Source organism: Paraperibacillus marinus (assembly GCF_046237605.1).
GTDB classification, from domain to species: domain Bacteria; phylum Bacillota; class Bacilli; order Bacillales; family DSM-1321; genus Paraperibacillus; species Paraperibacillus marinus.
The window spans coordinates 512,905-530,559 of the sequence record NZ_CP143542.1 but is presented as its reverse complement, the minus strand read 5'-3'; the positions used below and the strand labels follow the sequence as shown (position 1 = coordinate 530,559).

The 17,655-nt window shown below is 41.9% G+C and carries 12 protein-coding genes; all 12 read right to left on the bottom strand.

Going from position 1 to position 17,655, the window contains the following annotated elements:
- Window positions 1-244: 244 nt before the first annotated feature.
- Entirely contained in the window at window positions 245-964 is a 720-nt protein-coding gene (locus tag V1498_RS02705) for a hypothetical protein (RefSeq protein ID WP_409296781.1), read from the bottom strand.
- Window positions 965-1,157: 193 nt separating this feature from the next.
- Entirely contained in the window at window positions 1,158-2,453 is a 1,296-nt protein-coding gene (locus V1498_RS02700) for a TIGR02679 family protein (RefSeq protein ID WP_409296780.1), read from the bottom strand.
- 5 nt (window positions 2,454-2,458) lie between these two features.
- Complete coding sequence (locus V1498_RS02695) at window positions 2,459-6,571, bottom strand: TIGR02680 family protein (RefSeq protein WP_409296779.1); 4,113 nt, start codon at window positions 6,569-6,571, stop codon at window positions 2,459-2,461.
- 3 nt (window positions 6,572-6,574) lie between these two features.
- Window positions 6,575-7,726, bottom strand: coding sequence for a TIGR02678 family protein (locus V1498_RS02690; RefSeq protein ID WP_409296778.1), 1,152 nt, complete (start codon window positions 7,724-7,726; stop codon window positions 6,575-6,577).
- An 8-nt stretch (window positions 7,727-7,734) separates the two neighbouring features.
- Window positions 7,735-9,222, bottom strand: coding sequence for a TIGR02677 family protein (locus tag V1498_RS02685; RefSeq protein ID WP_409296777.1), 1,488 nt, complete (start codon window positions 9,220-9,222; stop codon window positions 7,735-7,737).
- 165 nt (window positions 9,223-9,387) lie between these two features.
- Window positions 9,388-9,693: a hypothetical protein gene (locus V1498_RS02680; RefSeq protein ID WP_409296776.1), complete on the bottom strand. Its 306-nt coding sequence runs from the start codon at window positions 9,691-9,693 to the stop codon at window positions 9,388-9,390.
- Window positions 9,690-11,318 (bottom strand): DUF2075 domain-containing protein, encoded by a 1,629-nt coding sequence (locus V1498_RS02675; RefSeq protein ID WP_409296775.1) that lies wholly within the window; start codon window positions 11,316-11,318, stop codon window positions 9,690-9,692. Before V1498_RS02675 ends, V1498_RS02680 begins: the two co-directional genes overlap by 4 nt.
- 35 nt (window positions 11,319-11,353) lie before the next feature.
- Entirely contained in the window at window positions 11,354-11,650 is a 297-nt protein-coding gene (locus V1498_RS02670; protein WP_409296774.1) for a nucleotide pyrophosphohydrolase, read from the bottom strand.
- 213 nt (window positions 11,651-11,863) lie between these two features.
- Entirely contained in the window at window positions 11,864-12,532 is a 669-nt protein-coding gene (locus V1498_RS02665; RefSeq protein ID WP_409299109.1) for a Type 1 glutamine amidotransferase-like domain-containing protein, read from the bottom strand.
- Between the two features lie 288 nt (window positions 12,533-12,820).
- Window positions 12,821-14,365, bottom strand: coding sequence for a response regulator (locus V1498_RS02660; protein ID WP_409296773.1), 1,545 nt, complete (start codon window positions 14,363-14,365; stop codon window positions 12,821-12,823).
- A 13-nt stretch (window positions 14,366-14,378) separates the two neighbouring features.
- Window positions 14,379-16,127, bottom strand: a complete 1,749-nt coding sequence (locus V1498_RS02655) for a sensor histidine kinase (RefSeq protein ID WP_409296772.1) — start codon at window positions 16,125-16,127, stop codon at window positions 14,379-14,381.
- Between the two features lie 142 nt (window positions 16,128-16,269).
- Window positions 16,270-17,613 (bottom strand): NosD domain-containing protein, encoded by a 1,344-nt coding sequence (locus V1498_RS02650; protein ID WP_409296771.1) that lies wholly within the window; start codon window positions 17,611-17,613, stop codon window positions 16,270-16,272.
- Between the last annotated feature and the right edge of the window lie 42 nt (window positions 17,614-17,655).

Genomic DNA, 17,655 nt, shown 5'->3' with positions numbered 1-17,655 from the left:
AAATTCTGTAAGCGGATAGTAAATCAGTCGGTTCGGCGAGTAACTTGGTGATTTCGGCGAGTAAAGTTCTCAGTTCCGCGAGTAAAGGGCATCCAGCTAATTGCTGCTGCCTCCTTTAAAAGTTATATTGGACATTTTTGATTATAAATTTGCTGATCGAAATGAAAAACACCAGAACGAGGGCAAAAAACTACAAAAACTATGCTAAAAAGGACGTCCCACTTGGGACGTCCTCTTTTTGTTTTTACATATCCTTGCCCTTAGTTTCCTTCTCCGCCTGCCGCACCGCTGCCTTTTCCTTCGCAGCTGTCGAAGCCTGCTGGCCGCGCACGGATGCGGCTGCCCGCTTCGTTTCAGCTGGCTTGGCTTCTGTGACCACCGGTTTCTTTACAGCCGTCACAGGGGCCGTCTTGACTGGAGGCTGTGCTGGCTCAGCAGGCGGCTTTGTGGCCGCTGGTGTGGAAGCCGGCTTCCTTACAGGTACCGGTGTGTCTTTGACAGGTTCCGGCGCTTCTTTGACAGGTGGCGTCTTGACTGCTGTGGTTTCCGGCCCTCTTGCGGCCGGCGGCTCCGCTGAAGCCGCCTTCGCTGGTGCATTTGAAGCTGCAGCCGAAGCGGTTTGGGCAGCTGTCTTTCTTGCCGCGGGCTCAGCCGTATTCACAGCATCTGTTACTGTTACCTTGACTGATTCCTTTTGTTTAGGTTCTTTAGGCGCCGCCGCACGCTCACTTTTAATGGCAGATGTCTCTACTCGATCAGAAGCTTTGTGTGCAGTTTCGGGCTTGCTTTCCTTCCCTTTCGCCTCTGCCACTATCTTATTCATCATGAGCGGCTGCTTGATTATATCCGCCAATCTCGGCAGCGGACCTCTTTTCGTAACTGGATCAACTAACAGCGAGTTAGCCACCGAGAACGTAACAGCCCCTGCCACTACCATGGCCAGGGCTCCCTTGCTTATCTTCATCTTGTGATTCCCCTTGCTGGTTATGTATGCGGGTTTGTATTCTTTGAAAGAATACGAAGGGGCTTAGGGGACTTGTGGGGGTCTAATATTTATCATCATGATTCAGAACAAGAAATGATAAATTTCTCCTATTTCCACGCATCCATATATTATTTCTAATTCAATGTTACTAATTAAAAGTAACATTGGCTCTTTATAAAGTGTAAGCTTCATTGTTATGCTTCAAAATATCCCCAATTAATAAATCTACCATTGCCTCCTGGTATGCAGCCATCTTCTTTTCCTTCATAATTGAAGCTGTTTCCATCAATTCCGGGTCTGTAACATTTACTAGCTGAGGCAGTCGCTCCTCTATGCTCTCACTTGATAGTGACGACAGATATGATTGTGGATCCATCCTCCAAATGATGACTGAATCAGGATAGCGGACTTTTAAACGCTGTGCCATCTGAAGTCCTTCCGGATCTAAGTCACTTGCATAGTATATGGTGCAGTCAGCCTCCACAAGCTTGTCCAAAAAAAGCCAGCTTGCCACCCGGAATTGCCCATGAGTACAAACAATCGGACAATCAGGTACAGCATCCATAATGGTCGAACAGACGCTTGAGTTTTCGACAATCCATATCTTCTTTCCCCTTCTTGGACTTATTGAATTAAGACGCGCCAATTCTTTCAGTGGTACATTCATGACCGTCCCAAACGCTGCTGCCGCTTCCCAAACTGGATGAATGTCTGAGCCATAATAGGCAGTAAAGCCTCTGCATGTTATAAAGCTCCATAGATCATCACGCAGTAGTCCATACTGCAGCAGTAATTCGTTGATTTGTTCAGTTGACTTTGAAGGCTGCGGATCACTCTGTAGCACTGCTGCTTGATGAGCAGACAGCAGGTGAAGAAATACCTTTCCTTGAATTTCGTTGATATCAAAGGCATGCGGATTTCCGGTTATGCGCTGTGAAAACAATGGAAGCCTTTCTAGATCAGAATGCGGCAGATTGGTAAATCCATGTGCTGCATTTCTAAGCCATTCAGCCAATTTGGAGCTGTCCTTCTTATATAACGCTTGTAGAAAACGGGTATCCGGCTTCTTTTCAAGTATTCGTTCAAACCACCAAGAGACATTTGGAAACTCCTGAATGAATAAATCATAATACTGCTTTTCCAACTGAACGGCCTTCATCAACTCGTCACTTTTTGATTGAAGAGGCTCGTCAAAGAAGGCTTCGAGTAATTCAATTAGCGTGAATCCTGCCAGATTTGTCTTTCCCATCTGCCGCTCAAATTGAATGAGAGAAACAGAAGGTTTGGTTTTCAGGTGATGAGGTGCAGATCCCAGAAAGCCCGCAATCGCCTCAATATCCTCATCAGAGTACCCTTCCAGCTTAACACTGCCGCCGATCCGCCCTAATGAACGATACTTCTCCTTAAAAGCAGAAAACAGTCTGGGAAAGCCCGGTTCCTCTTTAAAAAGCCTTATTTTTTCATACATTCTCATCACTCCTGCAAAATAGCATCATCGATATCCAGATACTTCTTTTCTCCATCCCACTTATAGCGGATTACGGAAACACAATCGGCATTTTTCGGGCGGACAAGTTCACAAATAGACAGGCTGGATATAGTATCATAGTCACCCCATAATGCTTGTGAGTTCATAATATAATTGAAACCAAGTTCCTCAACCACTTCGAACATATCTCGGATATTGTTTTCATCCACTCCAGCAAAAGCTTCATCCAGTGATATGATATAAGGTGCATTTGGACTTGCCTCCTGGTAACGCGAATAGGCTGCTGTAAATAAAGGAATGTACATAGCCATCGCTTTCTCTCCGCCGCTGAACTTAAAGAATGCATTATTGGTAAGCTCGCGCTTGGGTTCACGCTCCCGCTTAAATGATAGAACAAAAGAAAACCATTTTCGATAATCCAGCACTTCTTTTAATACTTGATGAAGTGTATTGCCTTCGTTCCGTAATTCAATCAATTCTTTAGCACGCTTGATTTTGGACTGGAAATGAAGGGTTATTTTGTTTAAGTCCTCTTCATTCAAAAACTTGCTGTTCCGTTGAAGCAGCTGAACCAGCTCTTTTGTATCCAGCTCCTCTTCACTTTCCGCGGTTTGTGCCTTCCATGCAATAGAAAAGGTAAGTCCTGAGGAGCTGTTTCTGTTTTCCATCAACACATTCATCTGTTTGATCCATTTCTCTGCTTTTTGAATTTTACTGCGTAATATGACACCAACAGATTTTAAGATGATATCTTCATAAAGCTGTCTATCCTGCTCATCCAGCCAGTTCTGCTGTCTTTCAAGTTCTTGCTCCAAAGATTGCAGCACTATATATGGACTAACTTTCTGACCTCGATATTCTAATAAAACTTTCTTCCGCTGATTGAGCTGCCTCCATTCCCTCAGGTAAAGGTCCTCTGTATCCTTCCATTCATGGCCCGTAAACCACTCCGGTGTTTCCATCCGCTCATCGTACTCGATTAGCCTATACTCCATAAGATTTGGCTGTTCATTAAAATAAGTTTTAGATAGAAGCTCGTTCATTTTGGAGCGGTCCCTTTCCAGTTCATCGCCGCACTCCTGGATAATGGTTGCTGGGATGGGATCTTCCAGTACAACGAAATATAGAGAAAGTTCATCTTCTAGTGCTTTGTTCCAACTATCCAAAAGCCTGCTTTGAAAAGTCAGAGTCCTTTCCTTTTCGCTCAAACTGCTATGGCTTTGGATCAGAATTTGTTCTTTGGTGGGCAAGTCGCGATTCACTATTTCAAGGCTTTCGGCTACTATGCTGAGTTCCTCCTGGATTTCTTGGATTCTCAATATCACTTCATCAATGCCTTGAAGTTTCAGTTGTTTTTGTATGGACTCCACTTCTGCCATTATGGCCGAGAGAGAGTTATCCAGGATATTACATTGCCCTGACAATTCTATGAGCTCTTCTTCAAACTCATTTATTCTATTTTGAGTGGTCCGCTGTTCTTTATATAAATACTGTAAGCTGGTGTGCTCCTTGTCCAGTTTAAATAAGTAATCTTGGTAATGTTTCATATATTCTAAAGCTGACTTGTAAGCTGTAAGGTTACTTTCCAGCTCAAGACTCCTTGTTTTATCCAAGATTCTTTGCTTTATTGCCTGAAAATATAAGGCAACTTCCTTATACTGGCTATCTATCCGATTTAACTGTTTAATTTTCTCATCGAGCTGGAAGTCCAACTTGCGGAGCTGATAATGAATTTCCTGTAGGTCACGATCCGACGGAAAGCTTGCCATCCATCGCTTTGTTTCGCTTTGCTGCTCGTCCAGGCTGCTCTTACTTGCACGAAGCTCCATTATTTCAATGCTTACGTTATACAAATGCTTTTCTAATTCTTCTATTTTTTCCTGACGATATCTCTTTCGTGAGGACCTGCCGATAAAACGCGAGGATTCTTCAGAAGGAGCGTGCCCGATAACACAGCTCATTTGGTATAAACCTGACTCAGTTATCACAGACTCCCCGCCAGTGTGAAGAGCCAAATCTTCTCCTGCTGAAATCGTCATCAGCACCTCTTGAACGATGTTGTTTGAGATAGGATGCTGTTTATCAAGATCAGGCTTTAAATAATCGGCCAATGTATGGCCCATTACTACCGGATTTGGGCGGATATAACTATCATTTCGAATATGGTCCAGGTTATCTGTAATCAAGCTGTCCAAAATCCCCATCTTTTTTAATGAAGATTCGATTCGTTCTTTCTGAACCTCTGTAACATGGTCCTGGAATTCAACTGCTGCATAAAAAGGAACATGGGGAACGCCTGCTTCATAAAGCGCTTGCCGATATTGATTGGTCGCTTCGAAACGCTCAGGTTCAGGGTCAGTTGAGGTCTGCCAGGCCAGTTTCTCCTTTTCATACTGCTCCTTTTTCTTCGTTTTCTCGATCAGTATACTTTCAAGCTCCGCTGACTTGGATAGAAGCTGCTTCTGATAATGTTGTACAGCCTCGTAAAAAGGAGCTTTAATTTCTTCATACGTGACGGACTCATAAAGATAGGACAGAGATCTCGCCATATCCTGCGTGGCTGACCTGCTTACCTCCAAAACAGAATGCTGCTCAAGCCAGCTGTAGATGGCCGCTTCAATATTTTGCAGATCCTGATCAAACAGACTTTCTAAATCAGACTTCTCATGCCTCAGTGTATCGCTTTCTTGCTTCAGTTCCGAAGATTCCCGGTATTTTTGTTCCATGTCTTCTTTATATCGCTGCTGTTCTTTAAAATCTTCCTTTATCTCCTCAAGAACTGCATAATGATGTGCTGCTTCTTTCTTCCAAACGGTAAAATCAAAGTCTGCTTTTTTGCTGCGCAGGAAATCCTGAACGTTCATCTCATGCCCATGAAAGGCAGATTCCCCAGAATCCAGCAGCAGCTCATCCAAATACTCCTGAATTACGCGCTCCTTTTGATTCAATTCATCTTCCGTTTTTAATAATTGATCACGATACTCAAAGCTTTGCTTCCTCTTTTGATCCAGCTGTATTCTTTTGCGGTCTAGATCTTTTTTAATTTCTGATACTCTATCTACAGTTTTTGACAGCTCTTTTTGAATATTCCAGACTTCATGCCTTACAAGTCTATCCTTCTCTCCTTCTGCCACTTCTTTTCTTTGTGTGAGATCTGCTTTTTGCTGCTTTAGTAAGTAAACTTCTTTTTCTAATAAACCAGCTTTCTCTTTTTCTTCTTCACAATTCGCTTTTACTTCATGGTATAGCTTTTCAGCCTTCATAACCGCCACAGCTTTTTCAGCTAAAAGGAACCGATTATACCGGTCATAGACGGTAGTCAGTTTCTTAGTTGATTTATGCTCTCTCTCCAGCTGTTCGAGCTGCTGCCTTGTCTGATCCATATTCTCAATGGTATCAGACAGGTGACGCAGATCATCATCAGCCAGCGGAGGCAGTGCTGATTCCAAAATTTCGTAAATAACAGTCGGCCGAAAATCCTTGGATAGCTTTGGGCTCCGCAACTGGATCAACAGCTTAATCAGCTCCTCGAAATCGTCCAGGGATTGGAAACCGAACACATGCTTATTGACAAGATTCATGTATTCCTTCTGTCCTCTTACAACCTCTCCTCCATCTCCAACCCGGTTCTCCAATTCTTTGTGTGACAGAGGTATTTTGTCGCCCTGCTGCATTTGATACAGCTGAAAGTCATGGCCGATCCTTCTATTGTCTGTAATGACAAAGCCCCAGAACTTCATATCCTTATGGCGCTTTGCTTGAAGCCCGATTCCTGTTGTGACATACTGGCTGCTATTTTCTTTTTTGTATTCAATAAATAAATAGCCAGTCCGCTCATCTCTGTCCACTACGTCTTTTTCACCAAGCAAATAGTCTTCCATTCTCCTTGCATTGGATCCAAATGGATCAAGCCGGTCAGGAGACTTCTTTCCATCAAGCAAAACAGGAAGAAAACTCTGCATGGTAACGGACTTTCCAGAACCGTTGCTTCCCCTGAGCAGCAGCTTTCCTTGTGAAAAATCAAAATATTCTTCATCGTAATACCAAAAATTCAGAAGGCCTGCCCTGTTCATTTTCCATTTATTAATTTCATCCATGCCTTATTTCTCCTTCTTAAAATCGTGAGGATAGGAGCCTGCTGTCAGGCCAAGCAAGGGTTTAAACAAAATCATCTCCGTGTCTGTATCCCTCTCCACCATAAGCCAATCTTCCATAGCGTTCAGTACCTCTCTGGAAACCATGGCAAGTGAGCCCTCACGAAATGCTTTAGACCATCCGTCTCCATATTGTTCCTTCAAATTCAGCAGCAACTGCTCAAATTCTCCCATAGTCAGGGCAATGTTACCCCACTCATCCGGAACATATCTTTCTTTATAAGAATGCAGGTAATGGGATATTTGCAAAATCAGATCACTCGTTGCTTTTTGATTTGGAAATACAGTTTGATACACTTTGGGTTCAGAAATCATGAGCAGCGCTGTATTCTTAAATAGAGAGAATTGATATTCAGTATGCTTTTCAATATCCTCCCGCATCCGGTTTCTAAAGTTTCGAAGATAAAGAAAATCCCGATCCTGCTCCTGTTTACGGTACATTCCAGGTGACATAAACAGCTTCCTGTACACCCTCTTCCGCCTTTCATCGTCTCCCTGAAGCTTCCATTCCTGCTGTAAAATTTCTGTCCAATGGCTATATTGGAATAAATCCTCAGGATAGGAACGCATAAAGTAACGGCTATACAGAGTGGCTTCATAAAGTGCTTCCTGTTCCTGATTATTGTCAAACTTATTAACATCTCCATCAATGATACGTACCAGCCGGAACTCAGAAAGCATTTGGACTGCACGAATTAAAGATTTTCTATGTGAATATACCGTCCAATCTAGAGGGAAATCCCCAGGATAATCAGCTGCGATCTCTTCGCATAGATCTGATAGCAAAAATTGCTCATCAATAGCTTTTCCTTCAAGAAAGGAAAGTGCACAGCAGAAGATGGCATAGTCCATTTGTTCTTGAAAATGCTGAATGCCCATCCATGCTTCCGGCTCGACCGGTATCTTTTCAAGTTTTGCAAATTGGCGCTGAAGTATAAGCTGCAGCCCAAATTTTTCATCTATATAGCGCCTCAATACTTTTTCCCGTTCACGGATTAATTGATACCATTGAGGCTGCTCAGAGCGTATGATCCAGTAATGATCAAAGAGCAGCCGCAGCCCCTGTTTGGCTTTTTCATCAAATACATTTGTCTCCATCGGTAAACTCACTCCTCAGAAAATATGAGCTCTGCATCAGGCATTTCCAGCTGCCCATCCTGAGCAGAGAGCGTTACTCGCGTTTCCTTATGCAAAATGACCGTGCACGTCATACCATATTCGGTTTTAACGGTTTGATTCGTACTGGTCATCGATTTTCCGATCCAGGTAAGCAAGAGCTTCCGCACATGTGGTTCTACTACCGGAAGCTGAGATATTTGAATTCTGCGGTCCGTCATATACTTTTCAACCTGCCGCTTTTCTTCTACCATTTTCTCTAGATATTGTTTCCTCATAGCTTCCTTCTCTTTTCGGGTCGCAATGATAGCTCCAGGCTTCGTTTTTTCACGGTAACGGTTCGTTCTTGGTTTTATCGTAATTTCTGCCGGAGGCTCATCCCATATATCAGCATAAATGTTTTCAGTCTGAGCACCTTCCCCTGTAATATGATGAGTTTCGAGTGTACCAAATACCACAGAAGAAAGTTGATGTGCCTCTTTTACATCCTGTGTTTGCATAAACCATTTTGCCAATTGGTGATAATCCCGTTTGCGGCTGCGAAAATTTTGGTGCCTCTCCCCTATTCTTTGTACAACCCGCGTGATACGCCTTATCATTTCGTTTGTCTGTATTTGCAGTACCTCAAGCTCGCTTTGCCGATTTCCACTGCCCAGGAACCATAAACACAGCGTCTCCCAAAGCGCTGACTGCTCCATGATCAGCTCTTCATGCGATAAACCAACTACTTCTAAACGGGGAACTGTGTTCTTATACTCTATAATTTTTTGGTAAAGGACTAGCATATTCTGAGGGGTTAAGCCCTTTAACCGTTCCTGAATTTGCATGGCCGTTTTTTGCAGTGAGACGATAAAATCCCGCAAATAAACCGTGAATTGGTTTTTATAGAGGAGAAAAGCTTCACTCTGCATCCGCTCCTCCACTTTCTCACTGTTAATATAGGCTATATAATCAGCAGTGTTTCTCCTGATGTTCGTAAAATAACTAAACAAATCCTCCCAAAGCTGTGCTACTTCCTCAGTTTTTTCTTTATGTATAGATGAAATCATAGTCTCAAGCTGGACAAGCGTCTGAAGCAAACGATCAAATTGCGTTCGTTCAAGGGATCCCTGAAAGGTCTCCCCTATCCCTTCCAGTTTTTGCAGCATCCGCTCAATTTCAACTGTATAAGGAGTGCATTGATACCTAAACCGCTTCTTTTTATATTCCTCGATCGTTTTGGCCTTTCCCATGTCTTGCCTGGCAATCAGATTATTCCACTTTACCAGCTGAGCTAAATCCAGATGGATCTGCTCCTCTGTATATCCATAAAACTCTGGAATATTTTTAATATGTTCATAGATCTCCTCAGGATGGATAAAATCCCTCATCCTTTCATGCTGATTGAAGAAGTATCTTAGTATAAAACGGTAACTCCAAGCTTTGTCCACAGTGAGATAACTTGCTTCTGTTACCTTTTTCATGCTGCCGTCATACATGCTTCTCCCTCATTCCATTTGTTTGTCTTGTCTTGCTTCTATTGTAATTGAGATTGCATAGGTTTTGTCGAAAGTTCATTGTATTTTTTTGGAAATCACTGCTTTGTAGATAAAAAAAGCTATGTTTTTATATATTAAAAAACACGGCTTACACCAAAGCCGTGTTCACTGCACATATTCTTGTCCGTTCAGCGTATAAGATTCCAAAACTACTCCGTCATCGCTATCCTTGAAATAATAATACGTCTTCTCATCCTTATCCAATTTAACCGCCACCATCACATTCCGGTCGCCCGGCAGATTAGCGATAAACGGCTCTATAGTCTTGATTTCCCTTTCATCCGCACCCTTTTGGATAAGATAATCATGTACCGCGTCCTTAGCGTCATTCTTTTTGTAAGCAAAATAGCTCCAAACACCGCCAGCCAGCACGATCACCAGGGCAATGGATAACAGCATGATTTTTTTCATAAGCGCTCCTTTCGCTGCAGCTCTTTCAGCCGAGCACGAAGTTTTGGATCACTGGCATAAAGATACAGGCCGTGTATTCCTCTCTTCATCAAAACGTTCAGAGAGTTCAGGATAATCTTTTCTTTTATACTCTCACTATCCTCAAATTCGTCCTTGCCGCGGTAGGCTTCGGTGTCCTTATACTTCTCAGTGAGTATTTTTAAAGTATCCGTTTCCTCATCGTAGGAAATCGATGGGCCGAGGATCACGCCTGCATAATTTAGATCAAACCCCTGGATCGTATAGATTGAACCGGCTTCCCTGATGGTATCGGCATGTTCGGCCCATGTATCATTCTTGTAGTCGCCGTTCCAGGGAAGCTTAAAGCCTTCTTCTTCTATGTAATATTCTTGCTTGTCCTTTTTGTGGACATAATCAAAGGTAGAAACAATCCGCGCCAACCCATGCTTTTCGTTTTGGGCTCGAATCGCCTCATACATCTTTGCAGCCGACTCAAATATCCGGAAATCATAATTTGGATGCTCTGGAAGGGACGTAATCTTCTTTTCTACAAACTGGTCAATCCATTTCACCATTTCGGAACTTGCCCGCATGCGGAATTGGTTCGTTAATTCATACGGCTCTTCTGTATTGCACGCCCCCAGGATGCTGTCCAATTTGCTTTCGTCCCAATAGCTCTTCATTTTCAGCACTTGTTTATCATCATAAACGGCTATAACTACCCGGCTGTGCCTGATGATTTCCTGCAGCTGATTTTCCTCTGTAAAACTATTGTATGGATCTGGCTTGGTCAGCAGCAGGTGCGCTTCATCCACGAGTACAATACCCGCTTTCTTCTCAAGCTTTTTCCGTTTATTAATGAAGACAGTGGGCTTTTCAAAATTCTTTTTACTAAGTGCCTTCACATTCCCGGCAATTTTCTTGTATGTTTTCAGCATTTCTGAGTGATTTACTAAAAGATAATTTTCTTTACCATGCAGGTTGGAGTCTTTTTCCTTGGACAGCTCCTGTATTCGATTAAAAACGGAGCTTAACACAACGCTTTTGCCAACGCCCGCTTCTCCCTTGATCAGGAAAACAAAGGTTTGTTCATCAGCAATATGCTTCTCGCAGACTTCAATGATTTTCAGCTGCAGCTCCAACTGTTCAATGGTTAGTTCCTTGAAGGGAGATAATTTAAAAACGTCTTTATTTTCAATGGCCGTTCTGGGGTGATCAACGATCTTCCTCTTCAGGAGTTCATCCCATATATCCCCGAACACTTCTTCATCAAAATAAGGCTTGTTATGATAATTGTGCACAACACTTTTCGCCGTCTGACTCTTATTCTGCAGCTTATACCGCTCATCCGCCAAAAAGTAATTAATGAGCTTCGTTTCAATATTATAAGTAGCCGATCGGTTAAATCTGTCATGAATAATCAGACTCATTTTGTTCAACGATTTTCTTTCCTGATTATTCAAATGATTCTTCATCCGATTCCGGACAGCTACCGTTTCACCAATATAGACAGTCGTATCATTATTCAGGAAATAAACCACAGGATAATTAGCATAATACTTATCACTCAAGCTATCTAATGACTCTCTGTTAAAAGGCATAGTCTTTATATCTACCTGGCTCATATGTCATTTACCTGCCTTCATGCGCATAGTGAAGTTCATTTAGTAACAGGATATTTAATCGCATTCTTCTCCATCTTCTTATGAGCCTCGTCCACCAAATCGATCTCCATTTTGTCCGCCAGCTGCAAAAGATAGATGAACACATCCGCCATCTCTTCCTTAATATTCTGCCTCGACTCCGCCACCGCTTCCTCGCTGCTCCTCCATTGGAAGTTTTCCAGAAGCTCACTCGCCTCAAGCGAAATGGATAATGCCAGATCCTTCTCATTATGATACTGGCCCCAGTTTCTTTCTTCCCGGAATTGTATGATCTTGTTTATGAGGTCTTGCATGGGTATCCCGCCTAGTTAGTTTTTATGTAAATATATTCTATTTTAGCATTAGGAGCCGCTTTGTTGTATTTATCTAAGTAAAATTCAGTAGTGGTGCTAGATGCACACATACAGAAGTGGTAAAAGAAAAAAAGCAAACCCTTCAGGGAATGCCTCCGAAATGTTTACTTCATCTCTTCAATTATAAGTATATATGACTGGCAGCCTATCAAATTACGGCGTAAACAACCTCCACTGCCCCTCCGATACAACCTCAACCTCACCATCCATCACTTTAATAGCCGTTTCATCATCCACTGCATACGCCGGCCCCTTCATCCCGGCCGCCCATTTCTCTGCAGCTGCCATCGTGTTATCGGGAAGCATCTCGTGTTCGAGATGCGGGAACATGGAAAAATCGACCAGACCGAGTGCTTCATCACCACCGCTGGGCGGAGTCCAGCCAACGAAGTCTTCTCCGATGTTAGGGGCCATCACCATACTTCCCGCGCTCATTCCCACATAGACTGAACGCAGTGAGGGCAGGAGTTCTACAAGTCCCGACTGTTTCATCCAGTAACTTAGGTAGAGGGCGTCGCCTCCCGAAACCAGCAGGACGTCCGTCTCCTGCACCACCGGCACCCAGCGGTCTTCACTAAGACTCGGCAGCGCTGTGAGCTCCAGTATGCCGACGGATTTCCAGCCCAGGCTGACCATTGGATTTTCTTCTTTACCGGTTATGAACTCCCAAGCTTTGACACCGGGGCCCACCCATGGGTGTCCGTACATGGCGGTGGGAATGCACAGGGCGTTTGACTCGGCAATCGGCTTGTCCAGCATGTCAACCAGCGCGTCATGTATGCTTTTGTTAATGACGCCTCCAGATGTAAGCAGTAATTTCATCACTCAATTCCTCCTCTTACGCTTAAATGAAGTTTTACTATTCAGACTATTTAAAAGCGACTGGAGCCAATTTAGGTAAGGGACTGTGCTGTAACTTAATTTTTATTTAGGGGACAGCAAGAGTCAAGAGGAAATTAAGAGTTGACCAAACCTGTGCTCCTCAGTAAATTGCAGCCCTTGGTCACGGAAACAAAGCTCCTGAATGGGATTCATCAGCTTTTACAGTATCAGCCATATAGGGTCAGACTCTTCGGATACAAGAGCCAAACTGATCCTATATGGCTGCCTTTACTTTAGTATGTGCTGTGAACGATAAAGACCAGGGGTCATTCCGATATGTTTCTTAAATACTTGATTAAAGTACTTTTGATTTTCATAGCCTGACTGTTTACAAATCTCCGATACCTTTAAATTCGTGGTTCTTAACAATTTCTTGGCATTATTTAATCTGACCTTTGTAATATATTCAAAGATGGTGCTGCCGCCTGCCTTAGAAAACAAGTTACAGAGGTAGGCCGGATTTTTATGGAACAGCTTGCCTAAGTCATCTAAAACAATCGGTTCTTTATAATTAGAATTAATGAAACTCTTTAAATCAATGATTAATTTCTCATTATAGGACACATGGTTTTCAGTTAAATTAGCAGTGGACTGCCCGATGAATTGTTCCAGCCAAACTTTGATTTCTTCATAAGACTGCAGCTGATTTAATTCCTGGTAAACGGAATATCGTTCACCGCCGTTTTTATTGATTTCATATTCACTTTCAATATATTCCAGGAAATGAGTAACGATTTTAAAACAGACGTATTTTGTTTTTTCTGGAGGGAGGCTGTTCTGCTGGCAGTCTAGAAAAACGGTGTGAATGAAAAGATTCAAGCCGCTAAGGAGGTCTGCGCCTTTTCCATTAAAATAGGCATCAATTTTTTCAATAATCCGGTTATCAAAGGAGGTATTGAATGTTTCTAATTCTTTATAATGAGTTATTAACCTGTTTGAAAAAACACCATTTTTCAACGCTTCTCTTGCTTCACTATAGGCTTTCTTTATGTTTGAAATCGTTCCATAGATATTACTCACCCCGACGACGGGCCTTATGTTCATAACATGAAAGAGCAAGGATACAAGATCCTGCACAAGGGTTTTGCCGAGCTCTGAATCAGCATTTGAAATCATGATGACGATTTCGCTGTCAATCGTATAGACAAAGTGCTGAATCTTCCTGTTTTCCAATAGGCTTTTTATACACTTTATGGACGCTTGAATTTTTTCAGCAGCATTCATAATTTCCCAGTTAAACCCTTTCAATCCGATGTTTAAGCAAGAAAAACTTTGCAGTTTTTGATCATTGTCAGGCTCAGCAAATCTTTGGCCCAGTATGTAATCAAGAACACGCTTTTCTTCTAAAACCAATTGATATTCATTCATCCGTTGGGCTGCACTTTTTTCATTCTTTATCTTTTCCAGTTTTAAAACGGCATTTTTTATAGAATGAATGATTGCATCTACTTCAATAGGTTTAACGAGATAGTCCACTGCCTCGAGCTGGATAGCCCTTTTGGCGTAATCAAACGTTGAATAGCCGCTGATAATGATAAAAACAGTATCAAGATTGAGAGCTTTTGTTTCTTGAATCAAATCCAAGCCATTTAATTTTGGCATTCTTATGTCTGCTAACACGATGTCAGGCTTTTTATCCATGATTTCTTTAAGCGCTTCTTCTCCATCTGAGGCAGATCCTGCAATTTCAATCTGGTGCTTCTGCCAGTTAACTACTGATTTTAAGCCTTCAATTACAATCTTTTCATCATCAACAATCAAAAGTTTATACATATTAGAAAACTCCTTAAAAATTGTCATGGATGATTTCGTCATTCTTTAGGCCAGCCTTAAGATAAACAGTAGTTCCCTTTCCTATTTCACTTTCAATCTTTAATCCGTATTCTTCTCCATAATAAATCTTCAATCGTTCATTGATATTTTTTAAAGCATACCCACTTTTACTTCCATCTGCTGCCTTCATGTCAAAGCCCTTTCCTGTATCACGAATAATGAAAAGCAGCCCTTCCTCGATCCTTGTGCCTTCAATCATAATCGTACCGCTTTCTTGATGTTCCAGTCCGTGGTATACCGCGTTTTCTACAATGGGCTGTAACAGCAATTTAATGATACTTTCTTCCATGATGTCAGGTTCAATCTTAAATGAGTAGTGGATTTTATGGTCAAAACGGATATTTTGGATATCCAGATAACTTTTAACTTGTTCGATTTCATTCTTTACAGAGGTAATATGATTTCCATCATTTAAGGTCAGTTTAAAGATTTTTGACAAGTTAATCGCAATTTGGGCAATTTGTTTCGCTTTTGCTTTCTCTGCCATCCAATAAACGGTGTTCAGCGTATTATATAAAAAATGCGGATTTATGTGGCTCTGCAAGGCTAAGAGTTCTGCTTCCTTTTCCTTGAGCTGTGATTTATATAACCTTTGTGTCAGGTCATTATTCCAATTATAAAGGTGCACAATCTGATTCCCGATCTCTCCAAGTTCATCTTTATTATTAAAATCAATACCTGCTATTTTGTCCCGTTTTTCCATTTTTTCTACAACTGTGCGCAGCATGCTTAACTGATTAGTTATTCTCCTCGTGATAAATAAAGCAAAAATCAGGGAGATGATTAAGGCAGTGACCAATAGGGATATGGTTACCAACCGCAGCTGGTTAACCTCGCGGACTATATTTTTATACGGAATGATACTGACAACATCCCAATTTGTTTTCTTGTTTGTATGAACATTAAAGAAATATCGAGTTCCATTGATCATTTTTTTACTTGTTCCGCCCCTCTCCCGGTCTTGAATAAACTCGGCTATCTGAGAGGAAGAGAAACGGTTGCTGCTTGAAAACAGAATTTCATCATCATCCACTATTAAAATATCACCTGGAGGATTACTCTTTCTGAACATATCCTCAAAATATGAACGATCCAGATTGATCAGGACAATCCCATTTTGCTCCTTCGTCCCAAGATCCCGGATATTTCTTCCGTAAAGTAAAGATGGATTACTATCTTTTACGAGTTCTAAATCACTGCCATTCAGCCATTCACCCTGCCACTCGCTATGAAGTAAATGCGGATAAATATTGGACTTTTTAACTTCTGAATAGATGTCACTCTTCATATTCCGGTCCCCGCGGTTCACTTTCAAAAAGCCGTGATTGTCATTCCCAACGTAAATCGCGTTGATATAAGGGTTATTTACCACAGTAATATTATTCAAGTTTTCCAGAGAGGACGTCTCTAATCTGTATAATTTTGCATCCGTCTTGTTATAAGTTAAATAAGACTGTATTTCATTTGAAAGAAAGATATCATTCGATAAATTTTCCACACTGCTTCCGAAAGCATCAATATTCCAGTCGACATTCGTTAAAAAGTTATCAATCGTTGTAGACACTTTATTTTCTATTACTTTACTAAAGTAAATGAATGTTAACGGGCCAATCACAAGTAAAGGAATCAAAGCTGAAAACAGTGCCAATAAGATAATCTTGCGCTTAATTGGAGAGTCGATGAGTCTCATGAGTTTGGCCATTAGGTATCTCCAGTTTAAAATTTTTCATTTTCTCTTATTCAAAATTATAACTCATCACTGGTTCATTTTTGGCCGCTTTCAATACTTTTCTTAGATAAAAAGAGGCACTTCCCCGCTGGGAAGCCCTTCACAAAGATAATTTTTAAGCTCCTGGCATTGGAGTGGCTCTGAAGGCATTCACAGCCTTATCCATAACAACCTGAGCATCACTTCCTGAATCAAGAATCGTATTTTGAAGTGATTCTTTTTCTACCAGTACGGTTGTGACGGTCACCGGCTCTGATGCTTCGGTTGTCAGCAAAGCTTCTACTTGTGCAGAGAAACACGAATCACTTACCTTGGCATGCACCTCTGTAGCTACAACATGATTATTAGAAATATAATTTCCATTTCCCGATACAACGCGGATGATGACAGGTGTTGCTCCAGCCGGCTTGATGTTCCCAGTATTTATTACTTCAGAAAAGTGATTAGCCATTACAGAATTATGATGACCGTTTATAGAGAGAAGACCATACACATCGTTTAAACCATTGTCTATTCCCTGGAAAGGAGTCCAGGGTTCATGGTCGCGTAAAAAGTGATTGGAAGAAACCAGGTTCTCCGAGCAATTTTCACTTAGTACCACCATGCCTGGATAAAATGAATGCAGCCGATTATTCGTGATGCTGGAGCGTGTTACACCATCCAGATAAATACTGCTCGCCCCTCGTGGAAAGATATTATTCGCGGTAATCAAAAGTCCGCCAAAATTCTGAGCGTAAATGGAATATCCTTTAAAACCGGCTCCGATCAGGTTATCGGTTATTTTCGAAGCCTGTCCCCAGCCCCGCAGTTCTATGCAGTTCCCGCATTCAGCGATGAAATTATTATGGATTGTCAGGGCATCTCCATGATAAATCGTAATTCCATGCTCTAAGTAAACAAACCCCATGCCTGTAATCCGAAAGGAATCACAGGCACTCCCCACATAAATACCTGTCTTCCCGTTAACATAGGTGTTTTCCGGATTTGGTTCTCCTGAGCCATCTTCGATAAAATGCAGGCCATCAATACAAAAGTCAGCAAACTCCACTGAACTTATACGCGGATTTCCACTTCGTTCAACATAAAAGGCAGCTCCTTTATATTCCTCGTCATTTACGCCCAGGGGAATATCTACGAGTATGCGGCTTCCGCCCGGCCATAACTCATGCAAATTCCCCCATTCATTCTCAGGAGTATTAAAACGGATGCTCGAAGAGGTAAATCCGTGCCCTGAACCCATAATTTTAAGAAAACTGATGTCGATCACTACTTGACTGGCAAGATGATAATCTCCCGGCGGAATATAAATCACCGCACCGGGTTTTCCGCCCTTATTCACATCAGTGTCCCTTTGCCTGCTTTTAATATCTGCGATCATGCTGTTGATGACCTCACCAATATCCTCATATGGATTACCCTCAGGCCACTCTGTTACATCGTAATAATTTTTACTGGCCATCCTCATTCTCCTATCAAGTTAGTTTTTGTTCATATGTGCTTT

Bases quoted from the DNA above. Each gene is read 5' to 3' on its own strand.
- V1498_RS02705 (WP_409296781.1), bottom strand. From the start codon at position 964: ATGAAGATAAGCAAGGGAGCCCTGGCCATGGTAGTGGCAGGGGCTGTT.
- V1498_RS02700 (WP_409296780.1), bottom strand. From the start codon at position 2,453: ATGTATGAAAAAATAAGGCTTTTTAAAGAGGAACCGGGCTTTCCCAGA.
- V1498_RS02695 (WP_409296779.1), bottom strand. From the start codon at position 6,571: ATGGATGAAATTAATAAATGGAAAATGAACAGGGCAGGCCTTCTGAAT.
- V1498_RS02690 (WP_409296778.1), bottom strand. From the start codon at position 7,726: ATGGAGACAAATGTATTTGATGAAAAAGCCAAACAGGGGCTGCGGCTG.
- V1498_RS02685 (WP_409296777.1), bottom strand. From the start codon at position 9,222: ATGTATGACGGCAGCATGAAAAAGGTAACAGAAGCAAGTTATCTCACT.
- V1498_RS02680 (WP_409296776.1), bottom strand. From the start codon at position 9,693: ATGAAAAAAATCATGCTGTTATCCATTGCCCTGGTGATCGTGCTGGCT.
- V1498_RS02675 (WP_409296775.1), bottom strand. From the start codon at position 11,318: ATGAGCCAGGTAGATATAAAGACTATGCCTTTTAACAGAGAGTCATTA.
- V1498_RS02670 (WP_409296774.1), bottom strand. From the start codon at position 11,650: ATGCAAGACCTCATAAACAAGATCATACAATTCCGGGAAGAAAGAAAC.
- V1498_RS02665 (WP_409299109.1), bottom strand. From the start codon at position 12,532: ATGAAATTACTGCTTACATCTGGAGGCGTCATTAACAAAAGCATACAT.
- V1498_RS02660 (WP_409296773.1), bottom strand. From the start codon at position 14,365: ATGTATAAACTTTTGATTGTTGATGATGAAAAGATTGTAATTGAAGGC.
- V1498_RS02655 (WP_409296772.1), bottom strand. From the start codon at position 16,127: ATGGCCAAACTCATGAGACTCATCGACTCTCCAATTAAGCGCAAGATT.
- V1498_RS02650 (WP_409296771.1), bottom strand. From the start codon at position 17,613: ATGGCCAGTAAAAATTATTACGATGTAACAGAGTGGCCTGAGGGTAAT.